This is a genomic window from Candidatus Saccharibacteria bacterium, assembly GCA_016700315.1.
Taxonomy (GTDB): domain Bacteria; phylum Patescibacteriota; class Saccharimonadia; order Saccharimonadales; family SZUA-47.
This window is the reverse complement of record CP065013.1, coordinates 897,796-911,993: the sequence shown is the minus strand read 5'-3', so window position 1 is coordinate 911,993 and position 14,198 is coordinate 897,796. Positions and strand designations below refer to the sequence as shown.

Sequence of the window (14,198 nt, the reverse complement as noted above, 5' to 3'; positions counted from 1 at the left end):
TTAAAGAGTTAAGTTATTATAATTAAATCAAACGAATGTGTGGGATAAAGAAAAAATGCGTATCTTAATGCTTGGCTGGGAACTACCACCGCACTATGTCGGTGGTATGGGTATTGTTTGCGATCAGTTGACTCGTCACATGGCTAACAGCGGTGCAGAGATTGAGTTCATTCTGCCTTTTGAGGCCGATTACTCTCACATATCTCACATGAAAGTCACTCCAGCGATTCACCAACACGCAAAACTACTGATGGACGGCGGTAGTACGTATGACTCGTTCCGTTACGAGGTAACTACAATAAATGGCACAAAAAATGTGAGGACATTGCATGAACAGGTTGAGTTATTTGCACAAAATGTTTCAAGCATGACTAATCTTGGCGAGTACGACGTTATTCACGCTCACGATTGGCTAACATTTAGAGCTGGCCTAGCATTAAAACAAAAAAGCGGTATGCCACTTTTTGTGCATGTTCATGCGACAGAGTTTGACAGGGCTGGCGGAAAACACGGTAACCCGCTCGTCCACGATATTGAGTACGTCGGTTTTCACATGGCAGATCATATCTTCGTACTTTGTGAACGACAAAAAAATATTATCGTCGAAAATTATCACGTTTCGCCAGACAAGATTTCGATTGCTGAAAACTACATGGAAATTCCAGCTCATCTACGCATTGAAGAACATGAGACCTACCCCTATCTAGTAAAAATGAGAGAATTGGGTTATGGCGTGGTGCTTAACGCTGGAAGAATGACGGTTCAAAAAGGCATTTTTCATCTTATTACTGCTGCACAAAAAGTAGTAGCTACTCGTCCAAAAACTTTGTTTTTGTTTGTTGGTGGGGGCGAGCAGATACCAGAACTATTGGAGTACGCTGCATCGTTAGGCCTGGCCGGGAACGTGATTTTTACAGGAAGAGTCGAAGGTGTTGGTAAGCAATGGCGTGATAGTTTCAGAGCTGCTGACTTGTTCGTGATGCCATCGGTGTCTGAGCCAATGGGTTTAGTGCCTTATGAATCGATAGCATACGGAGCGCCAACACTAGTTTCCAAGCAATCTGGGATTGTCGAGTATCTCACCAACACTTTGAAGGTTGACTACTGGGATACGGACGAGATGGCTAATCAAATTTGTGCGGTTCTTGAAAATAACGACCTAAGACAAACACTACTCCAAAATGCACAAAACGAATACGATAAACGGTCGTGGAAAGGCACAGCATCTCATATTTTGGACAGTTACAATAGGGTGCTTACTCAGCAAAGAGAGGCTAGCTATGTCTGATAAGCGAGCTTTGGTGCTATATCTCCATGTCCATCAGCCATTTAGACTGCGCCATTACACTATATTTGACGCAGGCATTAAGCATGACTATTTTGATTCGCCGGGTGGTTCAAGACAAAACAATTACGACATCGTTCGTAAGGTCGCAGAAAAGTCGTATTTGCCAACAAATCAAACGCTAATGCAGTTAATTGACAAGCACCCTGAATTTCGTCTTTCCCTCTCTATTAGCGGCACTGCTTTGGAACAGTTTGAAGTTTATGCGCCAGATGTGCTTGAGAGCTTTAAAAGACTAGTTGCAACAGGCAGAGCTGAAATACTAGCCGAGACATACCACCACTCGCTGGCGTTTTTCTACTCAAGAGGTGAGTTCGAAGCTCAAGTACAGATGCACAAGGAAAAGATTCAACAGCATTTTGGCATTACTCCGACTGCTTTTAGAAACACGGAGCTTGCTTATAACAACGATCTGGCTCACTGGGCAGATCAAAAAGGCTACAAAGCTATTGTCGCTGAAGGTTGGGATCCGGTACTTGGACATCGTAGCCCTAATTTTATGTACAGACCTGCTTATACAAAAAACATCAGACTTCTGATGAAAAATTACCGTTTAAGCGACGATATTGCTTTTCGTTTTAGCGATAAAAACTGGGCTGAACATCCATTCAATACTGATAAGTTCATGGATTGGACTTCAAAATTCTGGGATCAGCCACTTTTGAACTTATTTATGGATTACGAAACCTTCGGCGAGCATCAGTGGTCGGATAGTGGTATTTTTGACTTCTTAAGCCACTTGCCTACTGCATGGCTATCCAACAAAAGCCATACATTCATGACTGTATCTGAAGCGGCGGAAGCATATCAATCGAGCGACTATGTAGATGTGCCGCAAACTGTTACTTGGGCAGATACCGAGCGAGACCTAACAGCCTGGCTAGGTAATTCTATGCAGCAAGGCGCAATTTTGTCGCTGTATAATCTGGAAAAACAGGTTATATCTACTAGCGATCTTGGGCTGATCGAAGATTGGCGTAAGCTTCAGACCAGTGATCATTTTTATTATATGTGTACCAAATGGTGGAGTGACGGCGATGTCCACGCATATTTTAGCCCTTATGACACGCCGTATGAAGCCTATATGAACTTTATGAATGCTTACCATGACATCAAGTTCCGGCTTGCCGAAAAAGGACTGTACTAAATGGGTCGGCCTGTAGTTTTAAGTAACGGTCAGTTAGTTGTTGGTTTGAATGAAAAAGGTTTTGTTCACGATTTTTATTTTCCGTATGTCGGGCAAGAAAATCTGACTACTTCACGCAAGATCCACCACCGCATAGGCGTTCATGTGGATAATCAGTTCAGTTGGCTAGATGACGAGAATTGGCATACCGAGCTCGGTATTGATTCAACAAGTCTGACCACATCGATAGTTATGAGAAGCGACAAATTTGGGTTAAGACTGCATTTTTCAGATTTCGTAGACACTGAAAAAAACGTGTTTTGTCGCCTTTTGAATATCCAGAATCTTAGAAACGAAAAGCGCGATGTAAAGGTATTTTTCCATCAGGTTTTTGAAATTAGCAATCATGGTCGTAGCGATACGGCAATGTTTGTCCCGGACGGCCCATACCTACTTGATTACAAGGGTCGACTTTGCCTGTTAGCCTATGCGCGGAATAATGAAGGTAAAGATTTTGATCAATATACCTGTGGCTCATACGGCATTGAAGGTAAAGAAGGTTCTTTCAAAGATGCCGAGGACGGCGAATTAACAAATAATGCCGTTGAACATGGCGGAGTCGATTCAGTTTTAAGAGTGTCACAACAGCTAGAAGCTGCCGCAGAGGCTGAGATCGAGTACTGGGTTTTAGCGCACAGTTCTCAGTTCCATTTAGAGCGCGAACATGAATTTATGAAGCGCGAAGGCGCTCAAGCAAGGCTTGAACATACAAAGGATTGGTGGAAGAATTGGTTGGCTCCTGCCATGCTTCGTATTGATAAGCTGCCTCTTAGTGACGATGAGAGGTCTGCAGTCGTGCGCTCCCTCATGATTATTAAAGCTCACTGTGATCAACGAGGCGGTATTGTCGCTTCGTGTGACTCCTCAATCTACAACTATAACCGAGATTACTACAGTTACGTATGGCCACGTGATGGCTGCTTTGTAATTTGGCCACTGATTAGACTTGGATTATACAAAGAGGCTAGAAAGTTTTTCAATTTCTGCTCTGATATACAAACCGAAGACGGTTATCTGATGCACAAGTACCTTAGCGATCGCTCTATAGGAAGTACGTGGCATCCGCTTATGCGCGGTCAAAGACACGAGCTGGCAATACAGGAAGATGAAACTGCTATTGTCGTATTTATGCTCGGGGAGTATTTAGACTATTCCAAAGACGAAGAGTTTACTAATGAAATGTTTCAAAAGTTTGTGGTGCCGGCGGCGAACTTTATGGCTCGATTTATTGACCTAGACACTGGATTGCCGCACGCCAGTTACGATTTGTGGGAAGAAAAGTTTTTGACTCACACTTACACAGTTGCGTTAACCTATAGGGCACTACTGGTTGCAGTAAGTTTAGCCAAAAGATTCGGAGAAGATCAAAATAGTGATGAATGGGAAAACGCAGCACGTAAGATGCAGCAAAATTCTAAGATACTATTCAATGAGGATTCTAAGTCTTATCGAAAAGGAATCTTGCTCGATGCTAGTGGAGACATAACCTTCGATAATACGATCGACGTTTCCAGTATGTACGGTCCAATGATGTTTGAATTTGGTCTCGATAAAGCTTTAACTGCTCAGACTGCTCACGCTGTCGAGTCGAAATTAAAAGATTCATGCCCAGAAGGCGGCGTACCACGTTATGAACATGACAACTACTTTGCTACACAACCGCAATATGAGGGTAACCCATGGTTTGTGACATCTTTATGGCTAGCTCAGTACTATATAAGAACAGGTAGATTAGAAGATGCTCGACAACTAATTGATTGGGCACTAGAGCATCGAAGCAGCACCGAAACGCTACCAGAGCAGATAGGTGCAAGTGGCGGAGCAAGAGTCGGTGTCGAGCCATTAGTTTGGAGCCACGCCGAACTCGTAAATACCCTCCTAGACTACTATGGCTAATGAGAGTTTAAAGTTGATCGTTCATAGTTTAAAGAACAAAAAAGCAGCAGCTACTAACTGCTATCAACTATTAACCATAAACTATTAACTTATAGTTTAGCCTTTACGAGGTTTGACTTCGTTGCGGCCTAGGTTTTTCTTAGTCTCTTCATAGACCACGTGTTTTCTTGCAATCGGGTCGTATTTTTTGAGCTTAAGTTTGTCTGGAGTATTCATCGTATTTTTAACAGTATAGTAAGTACGATGGTTTGTCTCACTGCTAACCAGGCCAACTAGTTTTCTTTTATCGCCTTTTTTCGCCATAGATCTTATTTTAACAGATATAGATTATCATTACAACATGTTAACCAAATTTGGTGGATATTCAATTAGACCTAGTCCGTAATCAATCTCGTTTATTTGGCGTAAAAGTGTAACAATGCAAGACCTAGCCAATTTTCTGCTAGAAATAAGAAATAAATTCATATTTAATTTTGAAAGGAGTACTTCAACTAGACCAAACTAAAAGTCGGCCATTTGATTGCCGACTTTGCATGTTTGTTTGATTAGTTGTACGGCATGGAGCCACGTTCGAGACTTGAACTCGAGACCCCTTCCTTACCATGGAAGTGCTCTACCACTGAGCTAACGCGGCACTAAAATAATGGAGCCACCTGTCGGATTATTGCTTCGCTTTTAGCTTCAGCATATATTCAATCGAACAGCCCGCTACGCTGGGGATTACTACTGAATATCGAACCTTCAATTCTCATCCGCCATGTGTCTGGAGCCACCTGTCGGATTATAGCTTCAGTGTGGTGCACTTTAGCATATATTCCGCCCGTTTTGTCCGCTTTGCAGCGGACGGGGGAATATCGAACCTTCGGTTCTCATCCTCCATGTGTCTGGAGCCACCTGTCGGATTATAGCTTCAGTGCGGTGCACTTTAGCATATATTCCGCCCGTTTTGTCCGCTTTGCAGCGGACGGGGGAATATCGAACCTTCGGTTCTTATCCTCCATGTGTCTGGAGCCACCTGTCGGATTATAGCTTCAGTGCGGTGCACTTTAGCATATATTCCGCCCGTTTTGTCCGCTTTGCAGCGGACGGGGGAATATCGAACCTTCGTTTCTCATCCTCCATGTGTCTGGAGCCACCTGTCGGATTCGAACCGACGACATTCAGTTTACAAAACTGACGCTCTAACCAACTGAGCTAAGGTGGCATGTGGTGCAGAGGGAGGGATTCGAACCCCCGAAGGCGAAAGCCAACAGATTTACAGTCTGCCGTGTTTGACCGCTTCACTACCTCTGCATTTCTTTAAGACACTAAAGCATTTTAACAGAGAGGTAAATATTTTTAAAGTACTTTAGACAACGACGCGCTTGGGGCGAAGTATGCGACGGCGTTTGCCTGTGGTGGTTGTAATCATCTTTTGCAGCCTACGCTCAATTACGCTTGCCTGCTCGTGCATATCGCGGTCCAAATAGGCTTTGTGCAGAAGTTTAAAAGATTCTTGGTTTGGTTCTAGTTCAGCTGCTTTCTCTAGTTCGCTTAGCACCACCCTGCCGTTACCTAACTTTTCTTGAACTTTTGCGTAGGCAATATGTCTTGCAGCTAGGTCGCCCTCTAGCTTAAGGGCTTGTTCGAATGCCAGTGCTGCTTTTTCGTAATGCTCCGTTTCGTAATATATTAGACCGAGATTATGTAGTGAAGACGCTGATGGCTCGATGCTACTGGCAATTTCGAAACAATCAATAGCATCTTTGAACTCTTTCTGTTTGGCATAAAGGATACCGAGACGGTTGTAGGCAGCTGCATTTTTTTGATCAATTTTCAGTATTGTTAGCAGTGCTTTTTCAGCTCTTAAAAAACGGTTTTCACGCATACCGTTATGGGCAATATCCCATAAACCGCCTAGCCGATCGCTTAATTTGAGGGGTACGGGTGAAGCTTCCTCGTCTTTTAGCTTTCCACTTAGTAGAGCAAAAACGGCCAAACCAAAAACGATTAAAATTGCAGACATATATTTATTATAACTTGGAATTAGCTAGAGTGACAAAGCCAAAGCACTTAAAACGGTTTTTTTGTTAACTTTTGCTGCTAGCTGCCTCTCGGCCAAGCGTGCTTGTTTGTGAATTCCGATCAGTTTATGTAGGCGGTTGGCTGGAGGTGACTGTTCGATTGCTGCTTGCGTTACAATAATCAAATTCGCGACCAATTCCCCAGCGCGGTCTTTGTTGTCTTCTGCGAAGCATAAGCGGTCAAACTTACTCGCACTCAAAAAATTCTTTGCTTCATTTAAACCATTCGTTAGATTCTCGTTCTCATTTTTTAGTATGCTAGTTAGTGCCTCTGGGTAGCCACGGCTTAGGATGTATGCGCGTTTGATCTCGCTCGGATCATAACCTTCATAGTGAGCTGAGGCAGCAACTTCGCTCACTGGTAGGATTTTTAATATTTTGCAGCGCGACATAACGGTTGGCAGTAGAGTATTGACTTGTCGTGCGAGCAAAATAATCATACTGCCCGCGGCGGGCTCCTCTAGTGTTTTTAAGAGTGCGTTTTGGGCTTCTTCGGTCATGAGATCAGCAGGTGCGATAATTGCGACACTCGTAACAAGATCACCACTACTCTTGCGACTCATTAGAGAGTTTAGTTCCCTTACCTGGTCTATACCGATCATCTTGTTTTCTTCGGGTTTCACAAAAACAGGCTTCAAGAGTGGATTTATACGACGAACTAAAATATTGGCCATAGCAGTTTTGCCGCTTGCCATGGGTCCAGAAATAATAAGTCCGTGTGGAGGATTTGCAACAAAAAGATCTAACGTCTTGTCGTTTTTTGGGTTAATTAATGGCCCTAACGTCATAAGTAAAAAGCCTTCGGTATCTTACTCGTAAAGGTTTTGTCCTCACCGTTAGGTAGCTTAAGCTTTAGACTGGCTGCATGCAAAAAAAGCCGATCTGCGGGTTTACCGTCATAGAATTCGTCCCCAATTATCGGACGATTTATGTATTTTAGATGGAGTCTAAGTTGGTGGGTCCGGCCAGTCCGTGGCTCTAGCTGCAAGAGTACACCGCTCGGTGTTGGAGTCAAAGTTTTGTAGTGCGTCAAAGCAGACTTACCCTGCGCGCTGACCATAAAACGCTTTGGATCATTTGGATTTCTGGAAATCGCTGCATCGATGATTGCTTCGGCTTTTTCTGGCGCTGACTCGATAAGCGCTATGTATGTTTTTTTTACATTACGTTTTTGAAATTGATTCTGCAAAAATTTCATGGCGCGCTCGTTCTTGGCTGTAATCATGACGCCGCTAGTTGCTCTATCAAGACGGTGGACTATGCCGCTACGCTCTGGTGTGCCGTTCTGCGGAAGGGCACTTTTGCTATGAGACCGAATAAAAGACGCGACAGACGGCTCTTGCCAATAACGACCTCGGCTATGGCTAATAATACCGGCTGGTTTATCTACTACCAGAACGTCGTTATCCTCGTATAGAATAGGTAGTTCGACAACGTCGGGCTCTTGATCTAGGGGTGAGATGTCGGCCTCGATTAGTGTGCCTGGCTTTAGTTTTTCACCGGGTTTAATACTTTTACTGTCTTTTTTTACGAGGTCATATTCAAACAATTTTGCTATTGCAGCTCTGGAGTACTGAGGATAAAGGCCAGCTAAAAACTTATCGGCTCTTACGACACCCTGCTCTTCTGATACAGTAAAACTTTTCATTTCTTGAACGATTTAAATGGCGACAAAAGGATATGGCCAATAAATTCGGCAATTTTGTCTAAGGGCCAAAAAATTGATCTTTCGCCAGAACTTTTTAGTTGCTCACTCATCTAAGTCCGACAGCTTTCTGGACTGCTGCCAATACCTCGCCAGCCTGACTGTTCATGGCCGCTTCGCTTGACGCCAACTTAGCTCGGAGTTGGTTCTCATTAACTTGTGACAACCTTGCTTGAAAATCGATCAAAAACTCTACGACTTTATCGGCAGCAGCAGTCTTGAGCTCCCCATAACTAGCCGAGCCAATAAAATCTTGGGCGTTTCCTCCAAATAGCTCTAGCAGCTCAAGCAGATTGGATATACCGGGTTGTCGCTCTCTATCATGCGCAATTTTGCCAAAACTGTCAGTTTCGGCCGACATAATCTTTTTACGTGCATCTTCTGGGCTGTCATTTAAGAATATTACACCCTTGCCTGTTTCGTCACTTTTGCTCATCTTTTTGGTAGGATCGGCTAGGTCTTTGATACGTAAACCTTGGTCTTTGCCAAAAAATTCGTGCTGTTCTTTGACTGATACTGGCACGGTAAACAGGTTGCCAAATTTAGCGTTCATACGTACGGCAATATCTCGGGTAAATTCTAGGTGTTGAGTCTGGTCATCGCCAACAGGTATATACGAAGCACCATACAACAATATATCGGCAGCTTGCAGCACTGGGTAATCAAGTAGACCTAGACTAACCCTATCCTTACCCAGTTTTGTCGATTTTTCTTTATACTGGATCATTCTTTCCATTTCGCCAACGCCAGTAAAGTTGTTTAGTAGCAAGGTTAGCTCACTGTGCGCTGCTACGTAACTTTGCCGATAAATATGTACATTTGGGTTTTCTAAAGGTAAACCTGCAGCCACAAAAACTCTCAACGAGTTCATGATGCTCGACTGTAATTTATTATGGTCGATTGGCGTAGTAAAACTATGTAGATCAGGCATAAACAAATTAATCTGATATTTTTCAGATTTTGCCTTTGCCATGTCTACAATTGGCAATAACGCACCAAAGTAGTTGCCAATGTGCAGATCATTATTGGCGCGTATGCCAGTTAATATTACTTTATTACTCATATTGTTAATTATATCTCATTTGTTACTTCTATGCTGGCCTGTAAGACTGCTGTCGGCATTTTTTTTTTTTTCCCCCCCGGCATTTCAACTAGTTACTTGTGGAAGCAATAGGGTCACGGTTTGAAGGTTCTACCGACACCCCGTTGAAGTACAACTTATAAGTCTAACTTCCACAACGTGCTACTAATTGTCACGTTCTGGCTTCCACAGTAAAAGGTGGACGGAAAGTCAAAATGTCTATTACAAGTGCCTATGGGACGCAGCTTTTTTGATTAAATTTGATCGAGTTCCAGCACCGCTGAACATGGACTCAAAATGATTTAATTTCGTTACTGTCTTGTTTAACTAGTATATCCATCTACTAAATTTCCTGATTAATGTTATGTTTACAAAAACCCCCGCTAAGGTTAGCACTTCAACTGATTAAATATGATTTTTCAATATAAACAATACCGCCAACTTTGAGTGCTTACATACCAGTGATAAATGCTAAATTAACTCTCATCCAGGTTCTCCCCCCCCCCCCCCCCCCCCCCCCCGCTCCTACCCCTTGAAAAAGCCTTCTGGGCAAAGCCCTTTGTTTTGTACTTTTCAGGGTCAGACGATATTATTAAATCTAATCTTGTCTCCCCCTGAGACACATAGTGGTCAAGGATTTCACCAAAACTTGGGTTGCTCCTGTTACTCATATTTACAATACCCTATCGCTTGGTAAACTGGCGTTGTTTTCGGGCGCCTTTGAGACCGAACTTCTTGCGCTCTTTCTCTCGGGTGTCTCGGCTAAGTTGCCCGGCTCGCCGTAGCGTGCTTTTGAGCTCTTCTTTTTCAGTAGCTAGGCACTTGGCAATTCCAAGTCGTATTGCGTCAATTTGTGCTGAATGGCCACCGCCAGTAACTTTTACAGAAACGTTGTGTGACTTCTCATTTTCAATAGCTCTAAAAGGAGCAAACAGTTCATGCATCAAGCTGGCACTTCCGGCAAAGTAATCGTTGGCTGGTTTCCCGTTCACTGTGATTTCGCCCTTGCCTTTTGTTAAGCGTACGCTAGCTACGGCGCTTTTGCGGCGTCCGAGCGAGTAAGTATATCTTTCGGCCATATTATTTTGCTTCCTTTCCTACGCGTACCGCTACTGGCTTCTGGGCAGCGTGCGTGTGTTCACTACCAGCGTAAACTTTAAGTCGCTTTAATCTTTCAGGTCGTAGTTTGTTGACTGGCAGCATTCCTCTAACGGCCTTCTCAATAATCAAAGTAGGGTCTTTTACACGTTGCTGAGCTAAACTTGTCTCTGTTAAACCACCCGGAAAACCGCTGTGGTGATAGTACATTTTGTCGGTTTCGGCTGTGTTGCCGGTAACAATTAGCTTGTCGGCGTTGATGACGACCACAAAATCTCCGCAATCAATGTGATGAGTGAATTGAGGTTTTTCTTTGCCTGTTAGAAGCGTCGCGATCTTGGTGCTTAGACGTCCAAGTGGGACTTCTGCAGCATCGACAACCCACCAGTTTCTAGTCACATCTGAAGGCTTGGCGCTGTAAGTCTTATTCATTATTTTGCCTCCTTCTTGGCCGCAGGTTTCTTAGCCTGGGTAGCTTTAGCGGCCGGCTTTTTCTTTGGAGTTTGCTCAGTCTTTGCAGTTGCAGTATTTTCCTCTTTGACCGCAGCATCGAACTCAACAAATGAGACTGTAGCTAATTGTGCGTTATCGCCTCTTCTTAGGCTTGTTCGCTCAACTCGTACATGACCGCTGTTTCTTGATTTTAATTTTGGCGCTAACTCATCAACTAATTTGTGGGCGGCCTCTACTGTCATCAGATCGGCAATTACTTGTCGACGGCTATGAAGATCACCTTTTTTAGCCTTAGTAATTAGTTTTTCAATGTATGGTACGATTTCCTTTGCCTTAGGCAAAGTAGTCTCGATTTTTTCGTGCAGTACAAGTGATTCAGCGAGACCCTTCATCAACGCTCGCCGTTGATCGGTTTCTCGTCCGAATTTCTTGCCTTTATATCCGTGTCTATGCATCTTATAGTTCCAATTCCGCCATATATTGTTTGACTTCATCGAGGGCTTTACTGCCAAAGCCTTTAAGGTCTCGTAGCTCTACATCAGTTAACGACACTAAGTCTTTTAGTGTGGCAATGTCGTTGTTAATTAGCGCATTGGTTGTTCGAGCACTTAGATTGAGATCCTCGATTGACATACTAAGGCTAGCCGTGCCCGGATCTTCGCTTATCTCGGTATCGGCCGACTTCTGCGATGAACCCAGCGGCGCACTGACAGCAACACGAGTTTGTCCGGCAAGCGCTGTATACTGATTAACCAAAATAGCAGCAGCTTCTTCAAAAGCATCTTGAGGTGAAATGCTGCCATCTGTTTCGATTGTCATGACGACCTTATCAAGATCAGTCATTTGTCCTACGCGTGTATTCTCTACTTTGTAACGAACTCGAAGCACTGGGCTAAAGATAGCGTCAATAGCTACCATGTCAGTGCTAGCACGTCGTGCACCAGATTCTTCGATGGTGCGATAGCCACGCCCAGTGTCGACGACAATATCAGCACCAAAACTAGCTTTGTCGGCTAAAGTGGCAATAAGCTGATCCGGGTTTACTATCTCAACATCTGCATTAGTCTTGATGTCCTTAGCGGTTACTGCGCCGGCACCTTTCTTCTCGATACGTAGTGTTTGTGGTTCATCGCTGTAGACCCTAAAGCGAATTTGCTTGAGATTTTGCATGATATCAATGACGTCTTCTACGACGCCTTTAATAGTTGTGAATTCGTGTGTTGCACCGTCGATCTTAAATGACGTGACCGCTGCGCCTGCGACGCTAGATAATAGTACTCGACGAAGGCTGTTTCCAAGAGTCATACCGTAACCAGTGTGTAGTGGCTCAATAACAAAAGTTGCCGAAGTCTTACCATGGTCGGTTACTGATGCTAGTGAAGGTGTGTGAATAGTTTTTGACATTAAGTTCTCTCCTTTAGCGTGAGTAATACTCGACGATTAATTGTTCGTTAATTCCGAGCTCCGCATCATCACGAGTTGGGGCGCCGGTTACTTTGATTGTTAGTTTCTTGCGATCAGCGTTAATCCAGCTAGCTGTTACTTCGCTCGGTGGGCTGACAGTGTCAAGATTCTTAAAATATTGGCTACTTTTGCTGTGATCACGAACTATTAGCTCGTCTCCAGCAACTAGTCTTACTGAAGGAATATCGAATCGGCGTCCGTTAAGCATGAAATGTCCATGGCTAACTAGCTGTCTTGCGGCTCTACGACTAGGCGCTAAACCTGCTCTATAGACTGCATTGTCGGCTCGCTGCTCTAGGAACCTCAGCAAGGTCTGGCCGGTCTGGCCGCGAGAACGGGAGGCTTCCTTCATTAGATTTTCAAATTGTCTCTCAAGAAGACCGTAAAGTCTTTTGACTTTCTGCTTCTCGCGCATCTGTAGCGCGTATTGGCTAGGTTTGTTTGGTCGTCTACCGTTTGCACTAGCGCCGGGCATTCCGCTGCGTTTTACTAAAGCTTTGTGTGCTTTAGGATGAAGAGCGTAGCCTTCTCGGCGAGACTGCTTAACAATACTGCTTCTATCTCTTGCCATACTAGTTCCTCCTTGCCTTTCTTGGACGAACTCCGCCATGAGGAACACCGGTGACGTCCTTGATGCTTTCAATAGCAATGTCCATATTCAAAATAGCTCTCATCGCCATATCTCGTCCTTGGCCAATACCTTTAACAAAAATGTCTACCTTTGAAAGTCCGTATTGGGTTTTAGCTACGTTAGCAGCTTTTTCGGCCGCAACCTGGGCTGCGTATGCAGTGCCTTTTTTGCTGCCGCGGAATCCGCAAGCACCCGCGCTGGACGTCGATAATACGCCTCCAGCTTGGTCTGTGAAGCTAACAATGGTGTTGTTGAACGTTGCCTGGACATGCATTTGTCCGTAAGCAACAGTTTTTTTCAGTTTTTTCTTTTTTGATGGTGCTGTTGCAGCTGGACTGTCTGGCATTTCCTGACTAACAGGAGTGTCAGTAGTCTCAGTAGCTGTGGTTTTAATCTCTTCTTCAGCCATAACTTACCCCTTAAGTCTTAGACGGCGCTTTCTTCGCCGTTCCGCCTACAGTTACCTTCTTACCACGCCTAGTACGTGCGTTGGTGCGAGTTCGCTGTCCTCTGGAGGGAAGATTAGCGGCGTGCCGCAATCCGCGGTATGATTTGATTTCTTTAAGGCGTTTAATATTCGTGCTAACTACGCGCTGAAGCTCACCTTCAACAGTGTAGGTTTCGTTAATATAATCTTGGATTCTAGAGACCTCTTCGTCAGTCAGGTTTTTTACTCTAACCGTAGGATCGACTTTGGCTGCCGCTAAAACATCTTTAGCAAACTTCGGTCCGATGCCGTAAACATAAGTCAAGGCAATCTGAATCTGCTTTTCGTTTGGAATGGTTACACCAGAAATTCTAGCCATACTATCCCTGCCTTTGCTTGTGTTTAGGCTTTAATTTATTTATAACGTAAAGGCGTCCTTTACGGCGCACCAACTTATCGTCGGGGCTGATTTTTTTTACGCTTGCACGGACTTTCATTATTTACTAATGATCCTTTCATCCGGATCCACCATATTTTTTAAGTGGTGGACTCACTGCATTAATTTATTAAATTCGTAAGTCTTAATATATAAAACTACGATTTTCGGTAGGTTATTCGACCCTTACTGAGATCGTAAGGTGTCAGCTCAACCGTTACCTGGTCGCCAGGTACTATGCGAATGAAGTGCTTGCGCATTCTTCCGGCGACATGGGCTATAATCTGATGGCCATTGTTGAGCTCGACACGAAACTGAGTACCCGGAAGGGTCTCTACAATAACGCCTTCAAGCTCGATCACTTCCTTATTGCTAGCCATAGAGTATATTCAAGGTTGATTATAGCAAATTCT

The 14,198-nt window shown here is 44.0% G+C and carries 17 protein-coding genes and 3 tRNA genes; 3 read left to right on the top strand and 17 right to left on the bottom strand.

The annotated features are described in order from the left end of the window. The first annotated feature begins 37 nt into the window (after positions 1-37). From IPO96_04785 to IPO96_04775, 3 genes are read left to right on the top strand one after another with little or no spacing between them, the layout of a single operon-like run. Complete coding sequence (locus IPO96_04785; GenBank protein ID QQS64849.1) at positions 38-1,288, top strand: glycosyltransferase family 4 protein; 1,251 nt, start codon at positions 38-40, stop codon at positions 1,286-1,288. Beyond that, entirely contained in the window at positions 1,281-2,492 is a 1,212-nt protein-coding gene (locus tag IPO96_04780; protein ID QQS64848.1) for a polysaccharide deacetylase family protein, read from the top strand. Before IPO96_04785 ends, IPO96_04780 begins: the two co-directional genes overlap by 8 nt. After that, positions 2,493-4,427: a glycoside hydrolase family 15 protein gene (locus IPO96_04775; protein ID QQS64847.1), complete on the top strand. Its 1,935-nt coding sequence runs from the start codon at positions 2,493-2,495 to the stop codon at positions 4,425-4,427. It begins immediately after the preceding gene. 96 nt (positions 4,428-4,523) lie between these two features. Here IPO96_04775 and rpmG read toward each other — a convergent pair whose 3' ends face one another. From rpmG to infA, 17 genes are all read right to left on the bottom strand, one after another. Then, on the bottom strand, positions 4,524-4,730 hold the full coding sequence (gene rpmG, locus IPO96_04770; GenBank protein ID QQS64846.1) for a 50S ribosomal protein L33: 207 nt from the start codon (positions 4,728-4,730) through the stop codon (positions 4,524-4,526). Positions 4,731-4,986: 256 nt separating this feature from the next. Then, positions 4,987-5,061, bottom strand: a tRNA-Thr gene (locus IPO96_04765). Between the two features lie 493 nt (positions 5,062-5,554). Continuing rightward, positions 5,555-5,631, bottom strand: a tRNA-Thr gene (locus IPO96_04760). A 3-nt stretch (positions 5,632-5,634) separates the two neighbouring features. Next, positions 5,635-5,720: transfer RNA gene (locus IPO96_04755), tRNA-Tyr, on the bottom strand. Positions 5,721-5,775: 55 nt separating this feature from the next. Next, positions 5,776-6,432, bottom strand: a complete 657-nt coding sequence (locus IPO96_04750; GenBank protein QQS64845.1) for a tetratricopeptide repeat protein — start codon at positions 6,430-6,432, stop codon at positions 5,776-5,778. A 24-nt stretch (positions 6,433-6,456) separates the two neighbouring features. Then, positions 6,457-7,278 carry a hypothetical protein gene (locus tag IPO96_04745; GenBank protein QQS64844.1) on the bottom strand — a complete coding sequence of 274 codons (822 nt, stop codon included), beginning with the start codon at positions 7,276-7,278 and terminating at the stop codon, positions 6,457-6,459. Continuing rightward, complete coding sequence (locus IPO96_04740) at positions 7,275-8,138, bottom strand: RluA family pseudouridine synthase (GenBank protein ID QQS64843.1); 864 nt, start codon at positions 8,136-8,138, stop codon at positions 7,275-7,277. Before IPO96_04740 ends, IPO96_04745 begins: the two co-directional genes overlap by 4 nt. Positions 8,139-8,244: 106 nt before the next feature. After that, positions 8,245-9,258, bottom strand: coding sequence for a tryptophan--tRNA ligase (gene trpS, locus IPO96_04735; GenBank protein QQS64842.1), 1,014 nt, complete (start codon positions 9,256-9,258; stop codon positions 8,245-8,247). Between the two features lie 701 nt (positions 9,259-9,959). Further along, positions 9,960-10,355, bottom strand: a complete 396-nt coding sequence (gene rpsI, locus IPO96_04730) for a 30S ribosomal protein S9 (protein ID QQS64841.1) — start codon at positions 10,353-10,355, stop codon at positions 9,960-9,962. Position 10,356: 1 nt separating this feature from the next. After that, entirely contained in the window at positions 10,357-10,806 is a 450-nt protein-coding gene (gene rplM, locus IPO96_04725; protein QQS64840.1) for a 50S ribosomal protein L13, read from the bottom strand. Beyond that, positions 10,806-11,282 (bottom strand): 50S ribosomal protein L17, encoded by a 477-nt coding sequence (gene rplQ, locus IPO96_04720; GenBank protein ID QQS64839.1) that lies wholly within the window; start codon positions 11,280-11,282, stop codon positions 10,806-10,808. Before rplQ ends, rplM begins: the two co-directional genes overlap by 1 nt. A gap of 1 nt (position 11,283) precedes the next feature. Further along, entirely contained in the window at positions 11,284-12,231 is a 948-nt protein-coding gene (locus IPO96_04715) for a DNA-directed RNA polymerase subunit alpha (protein QQS64838.1), read from the bottom strand. Positions 12,232-12,244: 13 nt separating this feature from the next. Beyond that, positions 12,245-12,862, bottom strand: coding sequence for a 30S ribosomal protein S4 (gene rpsD, locus IPO96_04710; protein ID QQS64837.1), 618 nt, complete (start codon positions 12,860-12,862; stop codon positions 12,245-12,247). 1 nt (position 12,863) lies between these two features. Further along, a complete protein-coding gene (rpsK, locus tag IPO96_04705) occupies positions 12,864-13,268 on the bottom strand; it encodes a 30S ribosomal protein S11 (GenBank protein ID QQS65424.1) in 405 nt (134 codons plus the stop codon). Positions 13,269-13,341: 73 nt separating this feature from the next. Further along, entirely contained in the window at positions 13,342-13,728 is a 387-nt protein-coding gene (rpsM, locus tag IPO96_04700; protein ID QQS64836.1) for a 30S ribosomal protein S13, read from the bottom strand. Position 13,729: 1 nt separating this feature from the next. Further along, positions 13,730-13,846 carry a 50S ribosomal protein L36 gene (rpmJ, locus tag IPO96_04695; protein ID QQS64835.1) on the bottom strand — a complete coding sequence of 39 codons (117 nt, stop codon included), beginning with the start codon at positions 13,844-13,846 and terminating at the stop codon, positions 13,730-13,732. Between the two features lie 97 nt (positions 13,847-13,943). Further along, complete coding sequence (gene infA / locus IPO96_04690; GenBank protein QQS64834.1) at positions 13,944-14,165, bottom strand: translation initiation factor IF-1; 222 nt, start codon at positions 14,163-14,165, stop codon at positions 13,944-13,946. Positions 14,166-14,198: the final 33 nt, after the last annotated feature.

Coding starts and splice junctions, on each gene's coding strand:
- IPO96_04745 (QQS64844.1), bottom strand. CDS start 7,278: ATGACGTTAGGGCCATTAATTAACCCAAAAAACGACAAGACGTTAGAT.
- trpS (QQS64842.1), bottom strand. CDS start 9,258: ATGAGTAATAAAGTAATATTAACTGGCATACGCGCCAATAATGATCTG.
- rpmG (QQS64846.1), bottom strand. CDS start 4,730: ATGGCGAAAAAAGGCGATAAAAGAAAACTAGTTGGCCTGGTTAGCAGT.
- rpsM (QQS64836.1), bottom strand. CDS start 13,728: ATGGCTAGAATTTCTGGTGTAACCATTCCAAACGAAAAGCAGATTCAG.
- rpsI (QQS64841.1), bottom strand. CDS start 10,355: ATGGCCGAAAGATATACTTACTCGCTCGGACGCCGCAAAAGCGCCGTA.
- rpmJ (QQS64835.1), bottom strand. CDS start 13,846: ATGAAAGTCCGTGCAAGCGTAAAAAAAATCAGCCCCGACGATAAGTTG.
- IPO96_04750 (QQS64845.1), bottom strand. CDS start 6,432: ATGTCTGCAATTTTAATCGTTTTTGGTTTGGCCGTTTTTGCTCTACTA.
- IPO96_04780 (QQS64848.1), top strand. CDS start 1,281: ATGTCTGATAAGCGAGCTTTGGTGCTATATCTCCATGTCCATCAGCCA.
- IPO96_04715 (QQS64838.1), bottom strand. CDS start 12,231: ATGTCAAAAACTATTCACACACCTTCACTAGCATCAGTAACCGACCAT.
- rplM (QQS64840.1), bottom strand. CDS start 10,806: ATGAATAAGACTTACAGCGCCAAGCCTTCAGATGTGACTAGAAACTGG.
- IPO96_04775 (QQS64847.1), top strand. CDS start 2,493: ATGGGTCGGCCTGTAGTTTTAAGTAACGGTCAGTTAGTTGTTGGTTTG.
- rpsD (QQS64837.1), bottom strand. CDS start 12,862: ATGGCAAGAGATAGAAGCAGTATTGTTAAGCAGTCTCGCCGAGAAGGC.
- infA (QQS64834.1), bottom strand. CDS start 14,165: ATGGCTAGCAATAAGGAAGTGATCGAGCTTGAAGGCGTTATTGTAGAG.
- rpsK (QQS65424.1), bottom strand. CDS start 13,268: ATGCCAGACAGTCCAGCTGCAACAGCACCATCAAAAAAGAAAAAACTG.
- rplQ (QQS64839.1), bottom strand. CDS start 11,282: ATGCATAGACACGGATATAAAGGCAAGAAATTCGGACGAGAAACCGAT.
- IPO96_04740 (QQS64843.1), bottom strand. CDS start 8,138: ATGAAAAGTTTTACTGTATCAGAAGAGCAGGGTGTCGTAAGAGCCGAT.